The 22,552-nt window shown below is 51.3% G+C and carries 19 protein-coding genes; 10 read left to right on the forward strand and 9 right to left on the reverse strand.

The annotated features are described in order from the left end of the window. Positions 1-3: 3 nt before the first annotated feature. A complete protein-coding gene (locus tag M977_RS04065; protein WP_064512422.1) occupies positions 4-309 on the reverse strand; it encodes a hypothetical protein in 306 nt (101 codons plus the stop codon). A 209-nt stretch (positions 310-518) separates the two neighbouring features. Between M977_RS04065 and rimO the strand changes: the two genes are divergently transcribed. After that, on the forward strand, positions 519-1,832 hold the full coding sequence (rimO, locus tag M977_RS04070; RefSeq protein WP_064512424.1) for a 30S ribosomal protein S12 methylthiotransferase RimO: 1,314 nt from the start codon (positions 519-521) through the stop codon (positions 1,830-1,832). A 96-nt stretch (positions 1,833-1,928) separates the two neighbouring features. Here rimO and gsiD read toward each other — a convergent pair whose 3' ends face one another. The 5 genes from gsiD to M977_RS04095 form a co-directional block, all read right to left on the reverse strand. Continuing rightward, positions 1,929-2,840 (reverse strand): glutathione ABC transporter permease GsiD, encoded by a 912-nt coding sequence (gsiD, locus tag M977_RS04075; protein WP_064512427.1) that lies wholly within the window; start codon positions 2,838-2,840, stop codon positions 1,929-1,931. 2 nt (positions 2,841-2,842) lie between these two features. Then, entirely contained in the window at positions 2,843-3,763 is a 921-nt protein-coding gene (gsiC, locus tag M977_RS04080) for a glutathione ABC transporter permease GsiC (protein ID WP_064512430.1), read from the reverse strand. A gap of 74 nt (positions 3,764-3,837) precedes the next feature. Beyond that, positions 3,838-5,376 carry a glutathione ABC transporter substrate-binding protein GsiB gene (gene gsiB, locus M977_RS04085; RefSeq protein ID WP_064512432.1) on the reverse strand — a complete coding sequence of 513 codons (1,539 nt, stop codon included), beginning with the start codon at positions 5,374-5,376 and terminating at the stop codon, positions 3,838-3,840. A gap of 37 nt (positions 5,377-5,413) precedes the next feature. After that, positions 5,414-7,264, reverse strand: coding sequence for a glutathione ABC transporter ATP-binding protein GsiA (gene gsiA, locus M977_RS04090; RefSeq protein WP_064512434.1), 1,851 nt, complete (start codon positions 7,262-7,264; stop codon positions 5,414-5,416). Then, positions 7,264-8,217, reverse strand: a complete 954-nt coding sequence (locus tag M977_RS04095) for an isoaspartyl peptidase/L-asparaginase (RefSeq protein ID WP_064512435.1) — start codon at positions 8,215-8,217, stop codon at positions 7,264-7,266. The genes gsiA and M977_RS04095 overlap by 1 nt, the downstream gene beginning before the upstream one ends. A 265-nt stretch (positions 8,218-8,482) precedes the next feature. Between M977_RS04095 and moeA the strand changes: the two genes are divergently transcribed. Next, positions 8,483-9,715, forward strand: coding sequence for a molybdopterin molybdotransferase MoeA (moeA, locus tag M977_RS04100; protein ID WP_064512437.1), 1,233 nt, complete (start codon positions 8,483-8,485; stop codon positions 9,713-9,715). Between the two features lie 2 nt (positions 9,716-9,717). After that, positions 9,718-10,479, forward strand: coding sequence for a molybdopterin-synthase adenylyltransferase MoeB (gene moeB, locus M977_RS04105; RefSeq protein WP_064512439.1), 762 nt, complete (start codon positions 9,718-9,720; stop codon positions 10,477-10,479). Here the strand turns inward: moeB and M977_RS04110 are convergent. Beyond that, positions 10,467-11,540 (reverse strand): LacI family DNA-binding transcriptional regulator, encoded by a 1,074-nt coding sequence (locus tag M977_RS04110; protein ID WP_064512486.1) that lies wholly within the window; start codon positions 11,538-11,540, stop codon positions 10,467-10,469. The two genes, moeB and M977_RS04110, sit on opposite strands and share 13 nt — an antisense overlap. Positions 11,541-11,835: 295 nt before the next feature. Between M977_RS04110 and M977_RS04115 the strand changes: the two genes are divergently transcribed. Then, a complete protein-coding gene (locus tag M977_RS04115) occupies positions 11,836-13,137 on the forward strand; it encodes an MFS transporter (RefSeq protein WP_064512442.1) in 1,302 nt (433 codons plus the stop codon). Positions 13,138-13,152: 15 nt separating this feature from the next. Then, a complete protein-coding gene (locus M977_RS04120; protein ID WP_064512443.1) occupies positions 13,153-15,516 on the forward strand; it encodes a glycoside hydrolase family 31 protein in 2,364 nt (787 codons plus the stop codon). Between the two features lie 49 nt (positions 15,517-15,565). Here the strand turns inward: M977_RS04120 and M977_RS04125 are convergent, their stop codons facing one another. Then, the gene (locus M977_RS04125; protein ID WP_064512445.1) at positions 15,566-17,161 is read right to left on the reverse strand and encodes an ABC-F family ATPase; all 1,596 of its coding nucleotides are present in this window, start codon (positions 17,159-17,161) and stop codon (positions 15,566-15,568) included. A 234-nt stretch (positions 17,162-17,395) separates the two neighbouring features. Between M977_RS04125 and ldtB the strand changes: the two genes are divergently transcribed. The 5 genes from ldtB to sanA all read left to right on the forward strand — a co-directional run bounded on the left by ldtB (position 17,396) and on the right by sanA (position 21,471). After that, the gene (gene ldtB / locus M977_RS04130) at positions 17,396-18,316 is read left to right on the forward strand and encodes a L,D-transpeptidase (protein ID WP_064512447.1); all 921 of its coding nucleotides are present in this window, start codon (positions 17,396-17,398) and stop codon (positions 18,314-18,316) included. Between the two features lie 195 nt (positions 18,317-18,511). Continuing rightward, positions 18,512-18,913, forward strand: coding sequence for a CidA/LrgA family protein (locus M977_RS04135; protein WP_064512448.1), 402 nt, complete (start codon positions 18,512-18,514; stop codon positions 18,911-18,913). Continuing rightward, positions 18,910-19,605, forward strand: a complete 696-nt coding sequence (locus tag M977_RS04140; protein WP_064512453.1) for a CidB/LrgB family autolysis modulator — start codon at positions 18,910-18,912, stop codon at positions 19,603-19,605. The genes M977_RS04135 and M977_RS04140 overlap by 4 nt, the downstream gene beginning before the upstream one ends. 130 nt (positions 19,606-19,735) lie before the next feature. Further along, a complete protein-coding gene (cdd, locus tag M977_RS04145; protein WP_034458639.1) occupies positions 19,736-20,620 on the forward strand; it encodes a cytidine deaminase in 885 nt (294 codons plus the stop codon). A 131-nt stretch (positions 20,621-20,751) separates the two neighbouring features. Next, positions 20,752-21,471, forward strand: a complete 720-nt coding sequence (gene sanA / locus M977_RS04150; protein WP_064512454.1) for an outer membrane permeability protein SanA — start codon at positions 20,752-20,754, stop codon at positions 21,469-21,471. A 68-nt stretch (positions 21,472-21,539) separates the two neighbouring features. Here the strand turns inward: sanA and mglC are convergent, their stop codons facing one another. Then, positions 21,540-22,550 carry a galactose/methyl galactoside ABC transporter permease MglC gene (gene mglC / locus M977_RS04155; RefSeq protein WP_064512455.1) on the reverse strand — a complete coding sequence of 337 codons (1,011 nt, stop codon included), beginning with the start codon at positions 22,548-22,550 and terminating at the stop codon, positions 21,540-21,542. Positions 22,551-22,552 lie beyond the last annotated feature (2 nt).

Raw genomic sequence — 22,552 nt, forward strand, 5'->3', positions numbered from 1 at the left:
CAATTAGTTTGCCGCCACACAAGGTTTAGCATCAAGGCCGACAAGCATGGTACGGTTTTCACCGACTTTTTTCAGGCCGAAGTTACTGCTGTGGTAGCGATAAAATGCCTGTCCGCCGCTCATACTTTGATAGGAGTAACGATCGCCGTTATACCAGGCGTAGTCGCCATCGATAGCGAGTTTTTCACCGCCACAAACAAATTTTTGCGCCGTCGCAGACGGTGTGTTGAGAGGGGTTGGGATCACATTACAGGCCGAAAGCAATGCAACCGCAGTCAGCATACCGGTAAGGGCTAAAATCTTGCGCATTAAGTATTATCTCTATTAGTGGGGATGATGTTTAAGGCGAGCGGGAAGATAATAGAACCAGCGCCCCAGGTAAGCAAAAACTAAGGCACTTCAATGATTCTGAAATTTCATCTTGTGCGCTGGAAAAAACAACCAGTAGAGCCACACCCAAAACCCGTGTAGAATCGCCCGGTTTTTCTTTTATTGATTACTTTGTGAGCGTGACCTGTATGCAACAACCCCGTATTGGCTTTGTCTCCCTCGGCTGCCCAAAAAACCTCGTCGATTCTGAACGAATTCTGACTGAGCTGCGCACCGAAGGTTACGATGTAGTGCCTAGCTATGATGATGCCGATATGGTTATCGTTAACACCTGTGGCTTTATCGACAGTGCCGTACAAGAGTCGCTCGAAGCGATCGGTGAAGCGCTGAACGAAAATGGCAAAGTGATTGTGACCGGCTGTTTAGGGGCCAAAGAAGATCAAATCCGCCAAGTGCACCCTAAAGTTCTGGAAATCACCGGCCCACATAGCTATGAGCAAGTTTTGCAGCACGTTCACCACTATGTGCCAAAACCAAAACATAACCCGTTCTTGAGCCTGGTGCCGGAACAAGGCGTGAAGCTGACCCCGCGTCACTACGCTTACCTGAAAATTTCCGAAGGCTGTAACCACCGTTGCACCTTCTGCATCATCCCTTCAATGCGTGGCGATCTGGACAGCCGTCCGATTGGCGATGTGTTGTCTGAAGCGAAACGTCTGGTTGATGCGGGCGTGAAAGAGCTGCTGGTGATTTCGCAAGATACCTCGGCCTACGGCGTGGATGTTAAACACCGCACCGGTTTCTACAACGGTGAGCCGGTGAAAACCAGCATGGTTAGCCTGTGTGAACAACTGGCAAAACTCGGCGTCTGGACGCGTCTGCACTACGTTTACCCATATCCACACGTTGACGATGTGATTCCATTAATGGCGGAAGGTAAAATCCTGCCGTATCTGGATATCCCTCTGCAGCACGCCAGCCCACGTATTCTGAAGTTGATGAAGCGCCCAGGCAGCGTTGATCGCCAGTTGCAGCGCATTAAGCAATGGCGCGAGATCTGCCCGGATCTGACTCTGCGTTCTACCTTCATCGTTGGCTTCCCAGGCGAAACCGAAGAAGATTTCCAGATGCTGCTCGACTTCCTGAAAGAAGCTCGTCTGGATCGCGTCGGTTGCTTCAAGTTCAGCCCGGTTGAAGGTGCTACCGCCAACGAACTGGCCGATCCTGTGCCAGAAGAAGTTAAAGAAGAGCGCTGGAACCGTTTCATGCAGCTCCAACAGCAGATCTCTGCTGAACGTCTGCAAGAAAAAGTGGGTCGCGAAATTCTGGTTATCGTTGATGAAGTTGACGAAGAAGGCGCGATTGGCCGCAGTATGGCTGATGCTCCAGAAATCGACGGCGCGGTTTACCTCAATGGCGAAACCAAATTGAAACCTGGTGATGTGGTGCGCGTGAAGGTTGAAAACGCGGATGAATATGACCTGTGGGGTTCAGTGGTTTAATTTCTGAATGTCGGATGGCGCTACGCTTATCCGGCATACGAAAAGACGTTGTAAGGTGGATTAGCGCAAGCGACATCCACCTTTTTTATCCTCAGACTACCCTTTGATCTTCGGATCCAATGCATCGCGCAGCCCATCCCCCAGCAAATTAAACGCCAGCACCGTCAGGAAAATCGCCAGACTCGGGAAAAGAGCCACATGTGGTGCAATCACCATATCGGCTCGTGCTTCGTTCAACATTGCCCCCCATTCCGGGGTTGGCGGCTGTGCACCTAAACCCAAAAACGACAAGCTCGCGGCCGAGATAATTGACGTGCCGATATGCATGGTGAAATAGACCACAATCGACGAAACCGTCCCCGGCAGAATATGGCGAAAGATGATGGTTGCGTCCGAGGCACCGATACTGCGCGCCGATTCGATAAAGGTTTGATGTTTTAGTACCAGCGTATTGCCACGTACCAGGCGAGCGAACGCCGGAATACTAAAAATGGCGACCGCGATAATCACATTCGACATGCCGCTACCCAATACCGCTACCACGGCAATCGCCAGCAAAATCCCCGGAAAAGCAAACAGCACATCGCAGATGCGCATAATCACCCTGTCCCACCAGCCTTCGTAATAACCAGCCAGCAACCCGAAGAACGTGCCAATCAACGCGCCGATTAATACCGAGAACACACCTGCGGCCAGCGATATTTGCGCGCCTACCAGCACGCGGCTGAAAATATCGCGCCCGAGTGAATCGACACCAAACCAGTGCAGCATCGACGGGCCGTCGTTAAGTCGGTCGTAATCAAAATAGTTTTCCGCATCGAATGGGGAAATCCATGGCGCAATCAGAGCAATAACAATCAAAAACAGTACGAACATCCCAGCAAACATCGCCACAGGTTGCTTACGCAAGCGGCGCAGAAATTCGTGCCAGGGCGTGCGCACTTGGTTTGGCCGAACTATCGGCATCGCGTTCAGTACCGCCTGGCGGCGCCAGTTAAAGAGTCGCATCCTTACTTGTACCTGATAGCTGGGTTAATGGCGGCGTACAGCAAATCCACCACTAAGTTGATAACAATAAATTCCAGCGAGAACAGCAACACTTCCGCCTGAATCACCGGGTAATCACGCATCTCAACCGAATCCACCAGCAGGCGCCCAAGACCCGGCCAGTTAAACACCTTTTCGACCACAATTGAGCCACCAAGCAGGAAACCGAACTGCAGGCCCATCATGGTGACAACCTGGATCATTGCGTTGCGCAGCCCGTGTTTGATAACCACCAGCGTTTCGCTCACACCTTTCGCGCGTGCGGTACGCATGTAATCTTCTTGCAGTACATCCACGAACGAGGCTCGCGTAAAGCGCGCCATCACCGCCGCTACCGCCGCTCCAAGCGTCACCGAGGGCAAAATGTAGTGCTGCCAGCTGTCGGCTCCTACGGTCGGCAACCAGCCCAGTTCGACGGAGAAAACCTGCATCAGCAACATGCCAAGGGCGAATGCCGGGAAAGAGATCCCGGAAACGGCGATAGTCATGCTTAAACGGTCTGGCCAGCGGTTGCGCCAGACGGCAGCAATAATGCCGGTGAACAGGCCGAAAATCACTGCCCAAACCATGCTGGTGATGGTCAGCCAGAATGTCGGCATAAAGCGGCTGGCGATCTCTTCAGAAACCGGGCGGCGCGAGACCATTGATGTGCCGAAATCGCCCTGCAGAATATTGCCGATGTAATGCAAAAACTGCTGCCATAGCGGCAAATCCAGTCCTAACTGTTTACGCACCATCTCAATAACGGTGGCGTCTGCTTCCGGCCCGGCAATCAAGCGAGCCGGGTCACCAGGCAACATATGGACGAACAGAAACACCAGCACCGCGACAATCAACAGTGTAGGGATAAGGCCCAGCAGACGTTTGAGGAAGTAGTTAAACAATGGCGCTCCATCGAGTTAGGTATTGCGGTGGATGTCGCTTACGCTAATCCACCTTACAACAGCACAGTCCGTTGTTATTTCAAATCCGCATCATCAAAACTAAATCCGGTATCTGGCATCACATAAAAACCGCTAAGGTTTTTGCTGTGTGCAGAAACCAGTTTTTCCACCACCAGAGGCACCCACGGAGACTCTTTCCAGATGGTGTCCTGCGCATCTTTGTACAGTTTCGCTTTGTCATCACGATTGGTGGTTTTCAGCGCTTCAGTCAAATCTTTATCAACCTGCGGGTTGCTGTAGAAAGCCGTATTAAACAGCGTTGGCGGCCAGTTTGATGAGGCAAACAATGGCGATAGAGCCCAGTCTGCTTCACCGGTCGAGGCCGACCAGCCGGTGTAGAACATTCTCACACCGCTCTCTTTCTGCCCTTTGCCTTCTACTTCAGCGGCACGCTGCCCGGCATCCATTGCCGTGACTTTCACTTTAATGCCGACCTGCGCCAGTTGCTGCTGAGTGAACTGCAATACTTTCTGGGCGGTGCTGTGGTTGTGCGATGACCACAAGGTGGTTTCGAAACCGTTTGGATAACCCGCTTCTTTCAGCAGTTCGCGCGCTTTTGCCGGATCATACGGCCACGGTTTGTATTTTTGCGCGAAATCGATTGATGGCGGCACAACGCCTTCGGCTGGGGTCGCATATCCGGCAAACGCCACTTTCACCAGTGCCTGACGGTTAATGGCATAGTTGATGGCTTCACGTACTTTCGGGTTATCAAACGGCTTTTGCGTCACGTTCATGCTGAGATAACGCTGCATGATGGAAGGCGATGCTACCAGTTCCAGCTTGTCGTTTTTCTCAAGCACCCCTGCCTGCTCGTAAGGGATTGGGAAGGCAAACTGCGCTTCACCGGTTTGCAGCATGGCCGCGCGGGTGTTGTTATCAACCACCGGGCGCCAGGTGATGGTGTCGAGTTTAGGCAGGCCCGGTTTCCAGTAACCGTCGAATTTCTTCACCTTCACAAAATCGGTCTGGTTCCAGGTATCCAGCTGATACGGGCCGGTACCCACCGGGTGGAAGCCAATCTCTTTGCCGTATTTTTTCAATGCAGCCGGTGAAATCATCGCCGTTGCCGGGTGGGCCAGAATATTAATAAACGCCGAGAACGGCTGTTTGAGGGTGATTTTTACCGTGTTTGCATCAACCGCTTCGGTGCTTGCAATCGCTTTATACAGGTTATAGCGCTTGAGATGGTTTTCCGGATTGCTGGCGCGATCAAGGTTCACTTTCACCGCGTCGGCATTGAAGTCGGTGCCATCCTGGAATTTAACACCCGGATGCAGTTTGATGGTGTAAACCAGCCCATCGTCAGAAACGGTGTAGCTTTCCGCCAGCACATTTTGCAGTTTCATCTCTTTATCAAGACCGAACAGCCCCTGATAAAACGACTTCGCCACTGCCTGCGAAAGCGTGTCATTGGCATCATAAGGGTCAAGCGTAGTGAAGTTGGATGCAACAGCGACGACGACATCTTTTGCAGCAAATGCCGGTGAGGCGATGACGCTGGTCGCAAGACCCGCTGCCAGCAGCCATTTTTTATTCTCAAATATGGTCATTGTGTTCCCCTGTTTATCCTTGGCCGGAATATTATTTTTACTGGGGCCGGGCGACAAAATGCCCCGGCCCCACATTTACAAGCGTTGCAACCTTCGGTTCACTCCCCAGTTTGTGCGTGCTACTGGGGATGTCATCAGAAAGCAAAACCGGTTTTGGACGACGATGCGCGGGATCTGCGACCGGAACCGCCGCCATTAATTTTCGGGTATACGGGTGTTGCGGGTTTTCAAACACCGCGCGTCGTGGGCCTATTTCAACAATTTGCCCGAGATACATCACCGCAACGCGATGGCAAATACGCTCCACCACCGCCATATCATGAGAAATAAACAAAAAGGCAATGCCAAATTCGCGCTGTAGGTCGAGTAACAAGTTGATGATTTGCGCGCGAATCGAAACATCCAGCGCCGAGACAGACTCATCGGCAATCACCACTTTGGGATTAAGCGCCAGCGCTCGTGCAATGCAAATACGCTGGCGTTGCCCGCCAGAAAATTCGTGCGGATAACGCCAGGCGTGCTCAGGCAGCAAACCAACGCGCTCCAACAACCAGGCTACACGTTGCTGAGCATGCTCTTTGGACATCACGTTATGTACCAGCAACGGTTCCATAATCGAATAACCCACCGTCAGGCGTGGGTCGAGTGAGGCGTAAGGATCCTGGAAGATAAACTGGATGTCTTTGCGTACATGCTGCATGTCTGCATTTGACAGCGTGTCGATGCGCTGCCCGTTAAAGTGAATGCTGCCGCCCTGGGTTTCTACCAGCCGCAATAACGCCCGCCCGGTGGTGGATTTGCCACTACCCGACTCCCCCACCAGCCCTAACGTTTCGCCAGGCCATAAATCAAAACTCACTTTTTCCACCGCATGAACACGGCTGGTGACGCGGTTAAAAATGCCACTGCGAATATCGAAACGTGTCACTAAATCGCTGACTTGCAGAATGGGAACGGAACCGGGGGCAACGGTGTCTTGCTCAGTTTCCGGTTCTTGTTGTTCTGGATTATCTGGATCAATCAGCGGGAATTTGCAGGGCAAATCGCGCCCATTCATTGCGCCAAGACGTGGCACCGCAGCCAGTAATGTTTTGGTGTAAGGATGCTGCGCTGCATTAAAAATCTGCTCCACAGTCCCCGTTTCAACCGCCTTACCGCGATACATCACCAACACGCGCTCAGCAATATCCGCCACCACGCCCATATCGTGAGTGATAAAAATCACCCCCATTTGCATTTCATCTTGCAGGACGCGAATAAGTTGGAGAATTTGCGCCTGGATGGTGACGTCCAGTGCCGTCGTCGGTTCATCGGCAATCAGCACCGCCGGGCGACATGAGAGCGCCATGGCAATCATCACACGCTGGCGCATGCCTCCTGAAAGCTGATGCGGGTAGCGCCCTAAAATAGCTTTCGCCTCTGGGATACGTACTCGTTCGAGCATACGGCGTGCTTCTTCCATCGCCGCGTGTTTATCAAGCCCTTGATGCAAACGAATAGACTCGGCGATTTGCTCGCCAACCGGAAACACCGGGTTTAGCGATGTCATTGGCTCCTGAAAAATCATCGCGATATCAGCGCCGCGCACATGGCGCATTTGCGATGAGCTTAACTCTGCTGGTTCAATCACCTGGCCATTGCGGCGACGCAGCAGGATTTTTTCGCTTTCGACAATGCTCGCTGACTTGTCCAGCAGGCGCATTAACGCCAACGCAGTGACTGATTTCCCTGAGCCAGACTCCCCGACAATCGCCAGTGTTTCACCGCGCTTTAGTGTAAATGACAGGTCTGACACCGCTTGGGTATCGACTTTTTCCTGGCGAAAGCTAACGTTGAGTGCACTGACAGATAGCACTTCATCTTCGGGCAGTTCGTGACTATGGGGCATCAATGCTCCTGGCTACTATAGATTCCAACGCTTGGAGCATCGCCCACATAACCGTAGCCGCGATACATTCCTTCGCTGTTAAAAGGCAGTGCTACATTGCCCTCGTTGTCGATGGCAATCACTCCGCCGCTGCCCTGGAGTGCCGGGAGTTTTTCCATCACCACACGTTCTGTCGCCTGATGCAGGCTGAGACCGGCATATTCCATCAGAGCCGCTATATCGTAGGCTGCCAGCGTCTTCATAAACACTTCGCCGGTTCCGGTACATGAGACCGCAACGTTTGCGTTATTGGCGTAACAGCCAGCGCCAATAATGGGTGAATCCCCGACGCGGCCCGGCATTTTGTTGGTCATGCCGCCTGTTGAGGTAGCCGCCGCCAAATTGCCATATTGATCGAGCGCGACGGCACCGACGGTGCCAAATTTGGTGTCCGGATTAATTGGCTCGCCGCCATCGTGGTCGAGAACGGTTTGGTGATTAGCTCTGGCACGTTGTAGCTGCTCCCAACGTTCCTGAGTGAAAAAGATGTCTGGCGATACCGGCTCAAGTCCCTGCTGTTCGGCAAAACTTTCTGCCCCGCGCCCAATTAACAGCACATGCGGGCTGTGCTCCAAAACCTGGCGTGCCGCCAGAATCGGGTTGCGGATATGGCTCACACCCGCCACAGCACCCGCTTCAAGGGTGTTGCCATCCATAATACAGGCGTCGAGCTCATGGGTGCCGTCGTGGGTAAAAACTGCGCCGGTCCCGGCGTTAAATAGCGGGCATTCTTCGAGTAACCGCACGGCTTCGGTGACGGCATCCAGCGCACTGCCTCCGGCGGCCAGCAATGCCTGGCCCGCCTCAACAATGTCCGATAATGCTTTGATATAAAGCAGCTCTTTTTCGGGGCTAAGTTGCGCACGAGTGATGGCTCCCGCGCCACCGTGAATCGCGATTACTGCTTTGCTCATTTCGACATTGCCTTGTCAGAGTTCGTTGTATTGTCGGAGTCCGTTGTGCTGTCGGATGGCGCTGCGCTTATCCGGGCTACGGAAACTACGAAAGCTATAAATATCAGAATAGTGACTGTTAACTAATACGATTTTTGAATATAGAAAGATGTAAATGTGATGTAAAGGAAAATGCCTAAGTCGATTACTCCGAATGGGACATGCAGCACCAGGCGTTTCTCTGCCATAATGTCCGACATATTTTTCCCGCGCCGCAGGAGCTTTCATGGAATTTACCGCCGGGCTTATCCCCCTTGAAACCGCAATGGAACAGATGTTGTCGCGTATTGTTCCTGTCACTGAATCTGAGTCCATCCCTTTGCTGACGGCTTGTGGACGCATTACCTCCCACCCTGTCACGTCGCCAATAGATGTACCTGGGTTTAATAACTCAGCAATGGACGGTTACGCGGTGCGCCTGAAAGATATCGCGCTGGGCACGGCGTTGCCTGTCGCGGGGAAAGCCTTTGCCGGGCAGCCCTTTGCAGGCGTCTGGCCGGAAGGAACCTGCATCCGCATTATGACTGGCGCACCAGTGCCGCCAGAAACGGATGCGGTGGTGATGCAAGAGGAAACAACTGTCACCGAAACTGGCGTGCGTTTTAATGAAGAAGTGAAAAACGGACAAAACGTGCGTCTGCGCGGTGAAGATATTCGCCAGGGTGCCAGCGTGTTACCGGCGGGCAAGAAACTGACTGCTGCTGAGTTACCGCTTATTGCCTCTCTGGGTATTGCTGATGTTGCAGTACTGCGCAAAGTTCGCGCAGCCGTGTTCTCCACTGGCGACGAACTACAACTGCCAGGCGCTCCGCTTGGTGAAGGCCAAATCTACGACACCAACCGTCTTGCGGTGCATATCATGCTCGAACAGTTGGGCTGTGAGGTTACCGATTTAGGGATTATTCGTGATGACCCCGAAGCCCTACGCGCCGCATTTATCGAAGCAGACAGCCAGGCCGATGTGGTTATCAGCAGCGGCGGTGTTTCAGTTGGTGAAGCGGATTACACTAAGCAACTGCTTGAAGAGTTAGGTGAAGTGGGCTTCTGGAAACTGGCGATTAAACCGGGCAAGCCGTTTGCCTTTGGTCGCCTGAAAAACAGCTGGTTCTGCGGCCTGCCGGGTAACCCGGTTTCTGCGGCACTCACTTTCTATCAACTGGTTCAACCGTTACTCGCCAAACTTAGCGGCCAACAAGGTAATGCCCTACCGCCACGTCAGCGCGCTCGTACCGTTGGGCGTTTGAAAAAATCACCGGGCCGCCTCGATTTCCAGCGCGGCATCATGCGCACAGGTGAAGATGGTCAATTAGAAGTGCTGAGCACCGGCCACCAGGGTTCACATATTTTTAGCTCATTTAGCCAGGCCAACTGTTTTATCGTGCTGGAACGCGAGCGCGGCAATGTTGACGCAGGCGATTGGGTTGAGGTTGAGCCATTCAACCAGCTGTTCGGGGGCTAAAGATGAGCGCTGAATTAAGCGACCAGGAAATGCTGCGCTATAACCGCCAGATTATTCTGCGCGGTTTTGATTTCGACGGGCAAGAAGCGTTGAAAGCCGCGCGTGTATTGGTTGTTGGGCTTGGCGGACTGGGTTGTGCTGCCGCCCCGTATCTTGCCGCTGCGGGTGTCGGGCACCTGACATTGCTGGATTTTGACACCGTGGCGCTGTCCAATTTGCAGCGCCAAACTCTGCATCGTGATGCCACGATTGGGCAGCCGAAAGTAGATTCCGCACGGGATATGCTGGCGGCAATCAATCCCCATATTCAGATTGAAACGGTGAACGCGCTGTTAGACGAGGCGCAACTGTTGGAACGGGTGGCGCAACACGATTTGGTGCTCGACTGCACCGATAATGTGGCGATTCGCAACCAACTTAATCAGTGCTGTTTCACCAGCCAAAAACCGCTGGTTTCCGGTGCGGCGATTCGTATGGAAGGGCAAATCAGCGTGTTCACTTATCAGGATGGCGAACCTTGTTATCGCTGCCTGAGCCGCCTGTTTGGCGAGAATGCGCTGACCTGTGTAGAAGCCGGAGTGATGGCCCCGTTAGTAGGGGTTATTGGTTCGTTGCAAGCGATGGAAGCCATCAAGCTACTGGCTAATTACGGCACACCAGCAAGCGGAAAAATCGTGATGTACGATGCGATGAGCTGCCAGTTCCGCGAAATGAAACTGCCGCGAAATTCGCAATGTGAAGTGTGCGGAACTCATTCGTCATAAAGCCCCACGCTATTGACCGCCACATGGCGCTTATTCGAGCGAATGCGGCGCACCGAATCACGCACTACCAGCGTACCGTTTAGCAATAAATTCCCCACTGGGGCATCGGGGCGGATTAAACGTTGCTGGAGTATATGCACAGCCTCTTCGCCAAGCTGGTCACGCGGTACATGAACCGAGGTCAGCGGCACATCATGAATAGCCGCCAGATTAAAACCGTCGATACTCATCACTGAAATATCGTGTGGTACGCGTAGTCCCGCATTTTGAAGTGCGCTTACAGCCCCTGCTGCCATAAAATCCCCACCAACCAGAAAGGCGGTTGGGAGCTGATGGCGAGGGGTCTTTTCCAGAAACTCACTGATTAATCTTTCGCTCTCTTTAGCACTGAAATTCTCCGCGGTAATCAAATGCTGCGCATCATCAAATCGCAGATTGTTAGCATCCCAAGCATCACGAATCCCCGCCAGACGTAACTCCATCGTATAGCGGCGCAGGCAGAGCAAATTGACTACGGCTTTGTGCCCCTGCTCAAATAAGTAACTTGCCGCATAGTCGCCGATCAGTTGGTGATCGGGCGCAACGCCGGGAAGGCGCATTTTGCGATCGCGGCAGTTGATCAACACGCAGGGCTTACCAAGATCGAACACCAGATCGTGGATATGTGGATCATCAATGCCCAGTAAGATCGCCGATTCCGTCTCCACTTCATTCATTTTGCTCAGGAACATATTGGCATCACTGTCGTTTTCTTCGAGAGCACAGTAGCGCAGCCGGACTTCATGCGGTGCCAGAGCCTTACTCACGCCCTGTGTAACACGATAATAAAAGACATCAGATCGCTCATCGAACGCACGCTGCGGGGCAAAAACGACCAAACTATTAAGTAGCATGCGCCCCGCCGCCATTCCGGCAAGCACACCTTTTTGACCAGCGCAGTTCAGCACTTGTAGGCGAGCTTGTTCGCTGGTGTTCGATTTCCCAGCCAACACGCGAGAGACCGTGCTAATTGAAAGCCCAGTTTCGGCAGCGATTTCGGCAATTTTTAGCTTTTTACTCATTTTGTGATCTGCGCCCATTTCACCCATGAAAAAATTTTCACGATGAAGTGTAGGGCTTAATCGCTGGTATTTTCGTTATCGAACGCACGAATTTTTCTTTCATGTGAAAATTTTTGCATGAAAGTCGCTATTGACCATTTTATAACTGTTTTACGCTCTCTCCATTGCCGCAGTTGAGCCTGCCTTTTCGTGGCAAGAAGCAAATAAAATAATTATTAATCAATTAGATACAACTTTCACAATCTCAAGGTTGTGGTAAATATTTCGATAGATAGCTCTTCTAGTGGAGAACGACATGAGTCATGGCATAAATCCGGGAGTCACCGCCGTTAAGGCCAAGCGTACCGTCCGCAACCTGCGCTGGTGGGTGCTGGTCCTGTTTTTGTTAGGCGTTACCGTTAACTACATCACCCGTAACTCACTGGGTATTTTGGCCCCTGAGCTGAAAACCAGCCTCGGCATTACCACCGAGCAATATTCATGGATAGTCGCCTCATTCCAGCTTGCCTATACCCTATTCCAACCAATTTGCGGCTGGTTGATTGATGTCATCGGCCTGAAACTCGGCTTCCTGATTTGTGCCGGGATCTGGGCTGTGGTGTGCGTAATGCACGCTGGTGCCGGAAGCTGGATGCATCTGGCAATTTTGCGCTTCTTTATGGGGGGTGCGGAAGCCGCAGCAACACCGGCAAATGCCAAAACCATAGGTGAATGGTTCCCGAAAAAAGAGCGCCCTATCGCCGCGGGTTGGGCTGGAGTTGGGTTCTCTATTGGTGCCATGCTTGCACCGCCAATTGTCTATTTTGCTCATGCCTCTTTCGGCTGGCAGGGCGCTTTTATGTTTACCGGCGTGCTGGCAATGTTATGGGTGATTTTGTGGTGGTTGTTCTACCACAACCCTGAACAACACCCGAATCTGAGCAAAGATGAACTGGAATTCATCAAGCAAGATAACGAACCCGCTGCGGTGAAATTACCTTTCCTGACTGCACTGAAAACGGTTGGCAAAAATAAACGTTTCTACGGTATCGCGATTCCCGCATTTATGGCTGAACCAGCCTGGGCGGTACTGAGTTTCTGGGTGCCACTGTATCTGGCAAATGAACGCGGTATGGACCTCAAACAAATCGCCATGTTTGCCTGGCTGCCATTCCTCGCCGCTGACCTCGGTAGTGTGGCAAGTGGTTACCTGACCAAGCTTTATACCCGCTGGTTTGGTTGCTCCCGCACCAACTCCATCGTGGCAAGTTCGGTGACCGGTGCGTTTCTGATGATTTCTTTGGCGCTGGTTGCCATCACCAAAGACCCGTACGTCACCATCGCCTTGATTTCCGTCGGCGGCTTCGGGCACCAGATAATTTCCTGCATGTTGAGTGCACTGGTGGTGGACTCCTTTGATAAAGGCCAAATGGCCACGGTCAATGGCATGCGTGGCTCTGCCGCCTGGATTGCCAGCTTCTTATTCTCACTGCTGATTGGTGTCACCGCTGACAAGATTGGCTACAACCCTCTCTTTATCGCCATGGGCTTCTTTGACCTGATTGGCGCTGTATTCCTGATTTCTTTTATTGCTGAACGCCGCTCCAAGCGTGCCTGAAACGGATTGTGAATAATGAAAATTTTGAAGACCTGGACACTGTTGAAGTCTGATGCCAACCACGTGGAATTGAGCGTGGATGGTAAGCACCGCCTGAACCTTTTTGTGCTGGAACAAGGCATGTTCCGCGTGCTGATTAAACGCGAAAACAAACTGGCGCTGAACCGTACATGGAGTATCGCACCAGAAAATGATGTGCCTTGGGAAGGGCGTAACCGTGAAAGCCTGGAAGGTTTTGCATTGCCGGGTTTCACCATGGAAGAACTCGGCGATACGCTTCGCATTAGCACCGATAATCTACGTGTGACTGTTCACCAGCCGCTGTGGCTGGAGTGGGAATATCTGGACCAGGCCGGCGAATGGCAATTTCTGGCAAGCGACCGACCAACCAGCGCTTATTTGCTCAACGCACATGGCGATGGCGTGGCGCACTATCAGCGTCGCTATAAAGAAGAGCAGTATTACGGTTTAGGCGAAAAAGCGGGTCCACTTCAACGTACCGGTAAGCGTTATGAAATGCGCAACCTGGATGCGATGGGCTATAACGCAGAGTCCACTGACCCGCTCTACAAACATATTCCGTTTACCATCACACGCCGCCCGGATGTCAGCTTCGGGATGTTTTACGACAACCTGAGCAGTTGCTGGTTGGATCTGGGGAATGAGATCGACAACTATCATCTGCCCTATCGCCGCTGGCAGGCTGAATCTGGTGATGTGGATTACTACATCTTCCTCGGCCCGCAAGTGCTGGATGTCACCAAAGCGTTTGTTCGCCTGACGGGTAAAACCCTGTTTAGCCCGAAATGGAGCCTCGGTTACAGCGGCTCCACGATGCACTATACCGATGCACCCGATGCGCAAAACCAGCTAATGAGCTTTATCAAACTGTGCAACGAACATGCGATTCCATGCGATTCGTTCCAGTTGTCATCGGGTTATACCTCGATCAATAACAAGCGCTACGTGTTCAACTGGAACTACGACAAGGTTCCGCAGCCGAAAGTGATGAGCCAGTCGTTCCACGATGCCGGTATCAAACTGGCAGCGAATATTAAGCCTTGCCTGTTGCAGGATCACCCTCGTTACCAGGAAGTGGTTGAGCAAGGTCTGTTTATTAAGGATTCGGAGCTGGATAGCCCGGAACGTTCGATCTTCTGGGATGACGAAGGTTCGCATCTTGATTTCACCAATCCGGCAACGGTGAAATGGTGGCAGAACGGTGTCACCACACAGTTGCTGGAAATGGGTATCGATTCTACCTGGAATGATAATAACGAATACGAAGTGTGGGATGGCGAAGCTCGCTGCCACGGTTTTGGTGAAGAGATTGCGATCAAAAATATCCGCCCCGTGATGCCACTGCTGATGATGCGCGCCTCTTTGGAAGCACAGCAGAAGTTTGCTCCAGAAAAACGCCCATACTTGATCTCCCGTTCCGGTTGCGCTGGGATGCAACGTTACGTGCAGACCTGGAGCGGCGATAACCGCACCAACTGGAATACTCTGCGCTATAACACCCGCATGGGCGTGGGTATGAGCCTTTCTGGGTTGTACAACGTGGGGCACGATGTCGGCGGTTTCTCCGGTGACAAACCAGAGGCCGAACTGTTTGTACGCTGGGTTCAAAACGGCGTGATGCATCCGCGTTTCACTATTCACTCGTGGAATGACGATAGCACCGTCAACGAACCGTGGATGTATGCATCGGTAACCCCGGCAATTCGTAGTGCTATCGAAACACGCTATCGCCTGTTGCCGTACTTCTACACGTTGCTGTGGCAGGCCCATGCCGACGACGAGCCGATGCTGCGCCCGACGTTTCTCGACCACGAACACGACGCGAAAACCTTCGAAGAGTGTGACGACTTTATGCTGGGTCGCGATTTGCTGGTGGCAAGTGTGGTGGAAGAAGGCCTGCGTGAGCGCGAAGTCTGGCTGCCTGAAAATGGCGCGGGTTGGTACGACTATTACACCGGCCAATGGTATAGCGGTGGCCAGGCGATTGTTGTCGACGCGCCGCTGGAACGCCTGCCACTGCTGGTTCGCGCCGGAGCCGCACTGCCACATTCCGCGCGTATTACTCACGTGAAAGCGAGTGCTGACAATGTACGCGAGCTAAAAGTGTATCCGTTACAAGGCACTGGCGTTTCTCACGGTCGCCTGTTTGAAGATGACGGCGAGTCATGGGGTTATCAGCAAGGTAATGCGCTGTGGCTGAACTGGGAAATTCGCTGTACGGCAGACGAGATCCGTGTGGAGTTCACCTGCAAAGGTGATTACATCCCAGCATGGAAAGAGATGGCGTTAACGCTACCGGCGGGTGAGAAGCGCCGCTTGATCGTTGATGGGAAAGAGCAGGATTTCTGGAAGATTTAAGATATAAAAAAACCGCCGGAAGGCGGTTTTTCATTGACGATCAATAACCTTAGTTATCGATACCTTTACTACGCAGGTAATCTTCGTAGCCACCGGTAAAGTCAATCAAGCGCTCTGGCGTAATCTCAATCACGCGGGTTGCCAGCGAGCTAACAAATTCACGGTCATGAGAAACGAAGATCAGCGTGCCTGGGTACATTTCCAGCGCCATGTTCAGCGATTCAATGGATTCCATATCCAGGTGGTTTGTTGGTTCATCCATGACCAGAACGTTAGGACGTTCCATCATTAACTTACCAAACAACATGCGACCTTTTTCACCACCGGACAGCACCTTCGCAGGCTTTTTAATATCGTCCTGGCTGAACAATAGACGACCAAGAATGCTGCGCACCGCTTGCTCATCGTCACCTACTTGCATCCACTGGCTCATCCAGTCGAACACCGTCAGATCATTTTCGAATTCGTATTCGTGATCCTGTGCGTAATAGCCGATTTGCACGTTCTCAGACCACTTCACAGTACCTGCATCTGGAGTCAGTTCAGAGACCAGAGTTTTAAGCAGAGTGGTTTTACCCACGCCGTTGGTACCCAGAATGGCGAGTTTCTCACCCACTTCCAGAAGCATGTTAACGTCTTTGAACAGCGGGCCGTTATCAAAGCCTTTAGCCAAACCTTCAACTTCAAGCGCATTACGGAACAGTTTCTTGTCCTGCTCGAAGCGAATGAACGGGTTCTGACGGCTGGATGCTTTAACTTCGTCCAGTTTGATTTTATCAATCTGGCGAGCACGAGAAGTTGCCTGGCGAGATTTAGAGGCGTTGGCGCTAAAGCGGCTAACGAAGGATTGCAGGTCAGCAATCTGCGCTTTTTTCTTCGCGTTATCAGACAACAGACGTTCACGCACTTGTGTTGCCGCTGTCATGTATTCGTCGTAGTTGCCTGGATAAACACGCAGTTCGCCGTAGTCCAGATCCGCCATGTGAGTACAAACCATGTTCAGGAAGTGACGGTCGTGCGAAATGATGATCATGGTGCTGTTACGTTCGTTGAGCACGGTTTCCAGCCAACGAATGGTGTCGATGTCCAGGTTGTTCGTCGGTTCATCAAGCAGCAGGATTTCTGGGTTTGAGAACAGTGCCTGCGCCAGCAACACACGCAGTTTCCAGCCTGGAGCAACTTCGCTCATCGGGCCGTAATGTTGTTCTACAGGAATGCCTACACCTAACAGCAGTTCACCCGCGCGCGCTTCAGCGGTGTAACCGTCCATTTCGCCGTACAGGACTTCCAGATCGGCGACTTTGTAGCCGTCTTCTTCGCTCATCTCTGGTAACGCGTAAATACGGTCGCGCTCTTCTTTTACTTCCCAGAGTTCAGCGTGGCCCATGATTACCGTGTCGAGAACGGTGAATTTTTCAAAGGCAAATTGATCCTGACGCAACTTACCGAGGCGTTCGTTCGGATCAAGTGAAACGTTACCCAGCGTTGGCTCTAAATCGCCACCGAGGATTTTCATAAAGGTAGACTTGCCGCTACCGTTAGCGCCGATCAAGCCGTAACGGTTGCCGCCGCCAAATTTGACAGAAATATTTTCAAACAACGGCTTACTGCCGAACTGCATTGTGACGTTACTGGAAACTAGCACAGAGATGTCCTGGTAAAAGAAGGTTTGTATTATGTGAGATCGGGCACATTATGCCATAACTCAACGTGCAGATCGCTCTGCTTGTGCGCTGGTGATAAAATAATCAATGTGCAAAAAAGTGTGATTTAATCCACATCTGATTTCCCAGGCTGAGGGAATGCACATATAATGCGCGCTCAAATCGCTCCGTTTCTTCACTAACTAGCCTGCATGGCCATAAATACATTGCATAACATGAATATGAAACTACGCACAATTTTACTGGCATTTGTGGCTGTTGTGGCTTTTAGCAAAACAGCTTCTGCCGTGACCTATCCTCTGCCAACCGATGGCAGCCGTCTGATTGGTCAAAACCAGGTTGTCACAATTCCTGAAGGTAGCACCGCACCGCTGGAAGAATATGCAGCGCGTTACCAAATGGGTCTTTCCAACATGTTGGAAGCAAACCCAGGCGTTGACCCGTATTTGCCAAAACCAGGCACCATCCTGAACATTCCTCAGCAGCTCATCCTGCCGGATACCGTTCATGAAGGCATTGTTATCAACAGTGCTGAAATGCGCCTCTACTATTACCCGGCGGGTACTAACACTGTAATCGTGTTGCCAATCGGTATCGGCCAGTTGGGTAAAGACACCCCACTGAACTGGACGACCAAAGTAGAACGTAAGAAAGCAGGCCCAACATGGACGCCGACTGCAAAAATGCATGCGGAATACATCGCGGCCGGTACTCCATTACCAGCCGTTGTTCCAGCTGGCCCAGACAACCCTATGGGTCTGTATGCATTGTACATTGGCCGCCTGTATGCAATTCACGGTACTAACGCGAACTTTGGTATCGGCCTGCGTGTAAGCCACGGTTGTGTGCGTCTGCGTAATGAAGACATCAAGTTCCTGTTCGAAAAAGTGCCAGTCGGGACCCGTGTTCAGTTCATCAATGAACCAGTGAAAGCAACTGTTGAGCCTGATGGTTCGCGCTACATTGAAGTACACAACCCACTGTCTACAACTGAAGAACAGTTCAACTCAACTGAGATCGTGCCAATCACGCTGAAAAGCAATGTGACTGCGATTACCGCTCAGCCTGATGTTGACAGCGCTGTTGTCGATCAAGCAGTTCTGGGCCGTTCCGGTATGCCGGTTCGCCTGAACTAATCAAGCGTTTGAGTTAAAAAGCGACCTGCGGGTCGCTTTTTTTATGCCTGCAAAACATGGTGCTGTGAGATTGCCCAAAACATTCTGGAAAGTTCCTTCGAGGAATATTTGGTATGCTCATAATTCATGATGTGATCGGTAGCACATTTTAAGCTTTAATTGTATGATGAATGCGTTTATTAAAGGGTAATCACCATGCGTAACTTGCTCACCGTAATTTGGCAGTACCTGCGGTCTTTTATATTAATTTACATATGTTTATATGCAGGCATTGCTATCTCTTCGCTGCTACCAATCACCATTCCCGGCAGTATTATTGGCATGTTAATTCTGTTTGTTTTGCTGTCTCTGCAAATCCTGCCAGCCAAGTGGGTTAAGCCAAGCTGCCATCTGCTGATTCGTTATATGGCGCTTCTCTTTGTACCGATTGGCGTAGGCGTTATGCAGTATGTCGATGTGATTAAACAGCAATTCGGCCCGGTGGTGGTTTCCTGTTTTATCAGTACCTTAGTGGTATTAGTCATCGTGAGCTGGAGTTCTCATTTAGTGCACGGCGAACGTAAAGTTGTGGGTGAAAGTGAGGGCGAAACAAAATGATGCATCATATCTGGTGGTCTTTACCTTTAACGGTGGTGACTTTCTTTCTCGCCCGCCAAATCGGAATGCGTTATAAGTCGCCGCTGCTGAACCCGTTACTGGTTTCGATGATTGTTATCATCCCTATTCTGGTATTTACCGGCACGCCTTATGATCACTATTTTGCCGGCAGTAAAGTGCTCAACGATTTGCTGCAACCGGCTGTAGTTGCCCTCGCGTTCCCACTGTATGAACAGCTTCACCAGATTCGTGCGCGCTGGAAATCCATTATCACCATCTGTTTTATTGGCAGCATGGTGGCGATGATTACCGGTACATCCGTTGCATTATTAATGGGTGCCACACCGCAAATCGCAGCGTCAATCTTACCTAAGTCTGTCACAACACCTATTGCCATGGCTGTTGGCGGCAGTATCGGCGGCATCCCAGCAATTAGCGCCGTATGCGTGATTTTCGTGGGGATTTTGGGCGCGGTATTCGGTCATAGTATTTTGAATCTAATGGGTATTAAAACCAAAGCGTCTCGCGGTTTATCGATGGGTGCGGCCTCCCACGCGCTGGGTACCGCACGTTGCGCTGAGATGGATTTCCAGGAAGGTGCATTTAGCTCACTGGCGTTGGTAATTTGCGGCATCATCACTTCCCTGGTTGCTCCGTTCTTATTCCCGGTGATTTTGGCTGTGTTTGGTTAAAACTTGCGAGAGATCGCGCAATTTTGTTCTTTATTTCATATGTTGCATTTGTAATTAGATAAAGATCACATATAAAGCCCATACAGACCCGTAAACTGCGGTTCAATTACTTGTTATGAGGCTACTACTTATGCGCTCACGTTTTCAGGCTGCTCTCGCACAGCTCCCGGCTTCTTTGCAAGCCGCTTTGCAACCCTTGATTGCTGACTCTCACTTCCCGGCAATGTTTAGTGCAACGGAAGTAGATTCACTGAAAGCCCAGACCGGCCTTGATGACGATGCACTGGCATTCGCTTTGCTGCCGCTTGCAGCCGCCTGTGCTCGTGCTGATTTATCTCAATTCTATGTTGGTGCAGTGGCTCGTGGCGTAAGCGGTAATCTCTATTTTGGCGGCAATATGGAGTTTCTTGGTTCCACCATGCAGCAGACCGTTCATGCCGAGCAAAGCGCGATTACCCATGCGTGGATGCGCGGGGAGAAAGCCCTTGCTGCAATTACCGTCAACTACACGCCTTGTGGGCACTGCCGCCAGTTTATGAATGAACTGAACAGCGGCGTGGCACTGCGCATTAACCTTCCAGGTCGTAAGCCTGCAACCCTCGGCGACTATTTGCCTGATGCCTTTGGCCCTCGCGATTTAGAAATCAAAACATTACTGCTTGATGCAATGGACCACGGCTTTGCACTGCACGGTGATGAACTAAGTCAGGCGGCTATTGCAGCGGCAAACCGCAGCCATGCGCCATACAGTAACGCGCCTTCTGGTGTGGCACTGGAAATGCGCGATGGAACGATTTTCAAAGGAAGTTATGCTGAGAACGCAGCATTCAACCCTTCCCTGCCTCCGCTACAAGCTGCATTGAATCTGCTTAGCCTCTCAGGCTATGACTACAATGAAATTCAACGAGCGATCCTTGCAGAGAAAGCTGATGCGCCATTGACGCAATGGGATGCCACGGCCGCGACCCTGAAAGCTTTGGGTTGCCTGAATATCGACCGCGCACTTCTGAGCTAAAACTCACAGAACGGGCGTAAATGCGCCCGTTCTGGCGAATTTTAATTCAACCAACTCCACGAATCTTGCTCTTAACCACCAGGTAAAGTAGCCTTGAATAAAATTTCATCCCTTTATTGAGCTGCAAGTCCATGTTGAAGCGCTTGTTTTATAGCCTGTTGGTCATCATCGGCTTGGCTGTGGTAGCTGCGCTGTGTCTTGACCGCTGGATAAGCTGGAAAACAGCGCCTTACGTCTACGACGAACTTCAGGATTTACCGTACCGTCAGGTCGGTGTGGTGCTGGGAACCGCCAAGTATTACCGCACTGGCGTGATTAATCAGTACTATCAATTCCGTATTCAGGGCGCTTTAAATGCTTATAACAGCGGCAAAGTGAACTATCTGCTTTTAAGCGGAGATAACGCCCTCCAGAGTTACAACGAACCGATGACCATGCGCAAAGATCTTATTGCCGGTGGCGTTGACCCTGCCGATATCGTGCTGGACTACGCAGGTTTTCGTACTCTGGACTCGATAGTACGTACTCGCAAAGTGTTTGATACCAATGATTTTATTATTATCACTCAGCGTTTCCATTGCGAACGCGCACTGTTTATCGCCCTGCATATGGGGATTCAGGCGCAGTGTTACGCCGTTCCTTCACCGAAAAATATGATGACTGTACGTATCAGAGAGTTTGGTGCGCGTCTGGGTGCGCTGGCAGATTTGTATATCTTCAAGCGTGAGCCGCGTTTCCTTGGGCCGCTAGTCCCTATACCCGCCATGTATGAAGTCCCCGAAGATGCTCAAGCTTATCCGGCTGTGACGCCAGAGCAGTTGCTGGAATTGCAGAAGAAAGATAAGAAATAGAGGCAGGCAAAGTCCATAAAAAAACCCGCACATAGCTTGCTGTGCGGGTCTTGGTAAAACAATGAATATTACTTCTTACGAGCGTACTTCAGGGAGTCCAGGGCTACTGCGAAGATAATAATCGCGCCTTTGATAATGTACTGCCAGTAAGGGTTCACGCCGATATAAGTCAGACCGTAGTTGATGACCGTAAAGATGATTACACCGGTCACTACGCCTACAACCGTACCTACGCCACCGCTGAATGACACGCCGCCTACCACGCACGCCGCAATCGCATCGAGTTCGTACATAAAGCCGAGGTTGTTGGTTGCAGAACCGATACGACCTGCTTCTAACATCCCACCGAAGGCGTAGAACACACCTGACAGCGCATAAATCATGATCAGGTTCAGTGCAACGTTAACGCCTGAAACTTTAGCCGCTTCCGGGTTACCACCGATGGCGAAGATGTTCTTACCAAAGCGAGTTTTGTTCCACAGCACCCATACGAACATCACAGCAAATAGCGCATAGAACGTAATGTAGGATAGCCGGAAACTACCTAACGCAATAAAGCCCTGCGTAAATGTCGAGAAATGCGACTCAAAACCAGAAACCGGCGATGCTCCGACAAAGTCGTAATACAGGGAGTTAATACCGTAAACGATAATCATGGTACCCAAAGTGGTGATAAACGGCGTCACGTTCAGGTAGGCGATGATAATTCCGTTCACCAGACCAATGACTGCACCGATAGAGCACACGATAAGCAGTACCACCGGGATAGGCAGGCTGTGCATCTCAGGAAAAACTTTATTGACGTTATCCATTGATTGCAGAAGTGTAGCCGCGATTACCGCCGCAAGACCCACCTGACGACCAGCAGAAAGGTCAGTACCCTGGGTCACAATCAGCCCCGCCACACCCAATGCAATAATAATACGCACCGAGGATTGGGTCAGGATGTTACTTAAGTTGAGTAAACTTAAAAACGTCGGATCCTGGAAAATAATAATTGCCAGTAGCACCAGCAAAACGACATAAATGCCGCCTTCTTTCAGATAAGTTAGAAAACTTTTCTTATTTAACGCACTCATTT

It is taken from the genome of Buttiauxella gaviniae ATCC 51604 (genome assembly GCF_001654835.1).
Classification (GTDB): Bacteria; Pseudomonadota; Gammaproteobacteria; order Enterobacterales; family Enterobacteriaceae; genus Buttiauxella; species Buttiauxella gaviniae.

Bases quoted from the DNA above. Each gene is read 5' to 3' on its own strand.
- M977_RS04065 (WP_064512422.1), bottom strand. From the start codon at position 309: ATGCGCAAGATTTTAGCCCTTACCGGTATGCTGACTGCGGTTGCATTG.
- rimO (WP_064512424.1), top strand. From the start codon at position 519: ATGCAACAACCCCGTATTGGCTTTGTCTCCCTCGGCTGCCCAAAAAAC.
- gsiD (WP_064512427.1), bottom strand. From the start codon at position 2,840: ATGCGACTCTTTAACTGGCGCCGCCAGGCGGTACTGAACGCGATGCCG.
- gsiB (WP_064512432.1), bottom strand. From the start codon at position 5,376: ATGACCATATTTGAGAATAAAAAATGGCTGCTGGCAGCGGGTCTTGCG.
- gsiA (WP_064512434.1), bottom strand. From the start codon at position 7,264: ATGCCCCATAGTCACGAACTGCCCGAAGATGAAGTGCTATCTGTCAGT.
- M977_RS04095 (WP_064512435.1), bottom strand. From the start codon at position 8,217: ATGAGCAAAGCAGTAATCGCGATTCACGGTGGCGCGGGAGCCATCACT.
- moeA (WP_064512437.1), top strand. From the start codon at position 8,483: ATGGAATTTACCGCCGGGCTTATCCCCCTTGAAACCGCAATGGAACAG.
- moeB (WP_064512439.1), top strand. From the start codon at position 9,718: ATGAGCGCTGAATTAAGCGACCAGGAAATGCTGCGCTATAACCGCCAG.
- M977_RS04110 (WP_064512486.1), bottom strand. From the start codon at position 11,540: ATGAGTAAAAAGCTAAAAATTGCCGAAATCGCTGCCGAAACTGGGCTT.
- M977_RS04115 (WP_064512442.1), top strand. From the start codon at position 11,836: ATGAGTCATGGCATAAATCCGGGAGTCACCGCCGTTAAGGCCAAGCGT.
- M977_RS04120 (WP_064512443.1), top strand. From the start codon at position 13,153: ATGAAAATTTTGAAGACCTGGACACTGTTGAAGTCTGATGCCAACCAC.
- ldtB (WP_064512447.1), top strand. From the start codon at position 17,396: ATGAATATGAAACTACGCACAATTTTACTGGCATTTGTGGCTGTTGTG.
- M977_RS04135 (WP_064512448.1), top strand. From the start codon at position 18,512: ATGCGTAACTTGCTCACCGTAATTTGGCAGTACCTGCGGTCTTTTATA.
- M977_RS04140 (WP_064512453.1), top strand. From the start codon at position 18,910: ATGATGCATCATATCTGGTGGTCTTTACCTTTAACGGTGGTGACTTTC.
- cdd (WP_034458639.1), top strand. From the start codon at position 19,736: ATGCGCTCACGTTTTCAGGCTGCTCTCGCACAGCTCCCGGCTTCTTTG.
- sanA (WP_064512454.1), top strand. From the start codon at position 20,752: ATGTTGAAGCGCTTGTTTTATAGCCTGTTGGTCATCATCGGCTTGGCT.
- mglC (WP_064512455.1), bottom strand. From the start codon at position 22,550: ATGAGTGCGTTAAATAAGAAAAGTTTTCTAACTTATCTGAAAGAAGGC.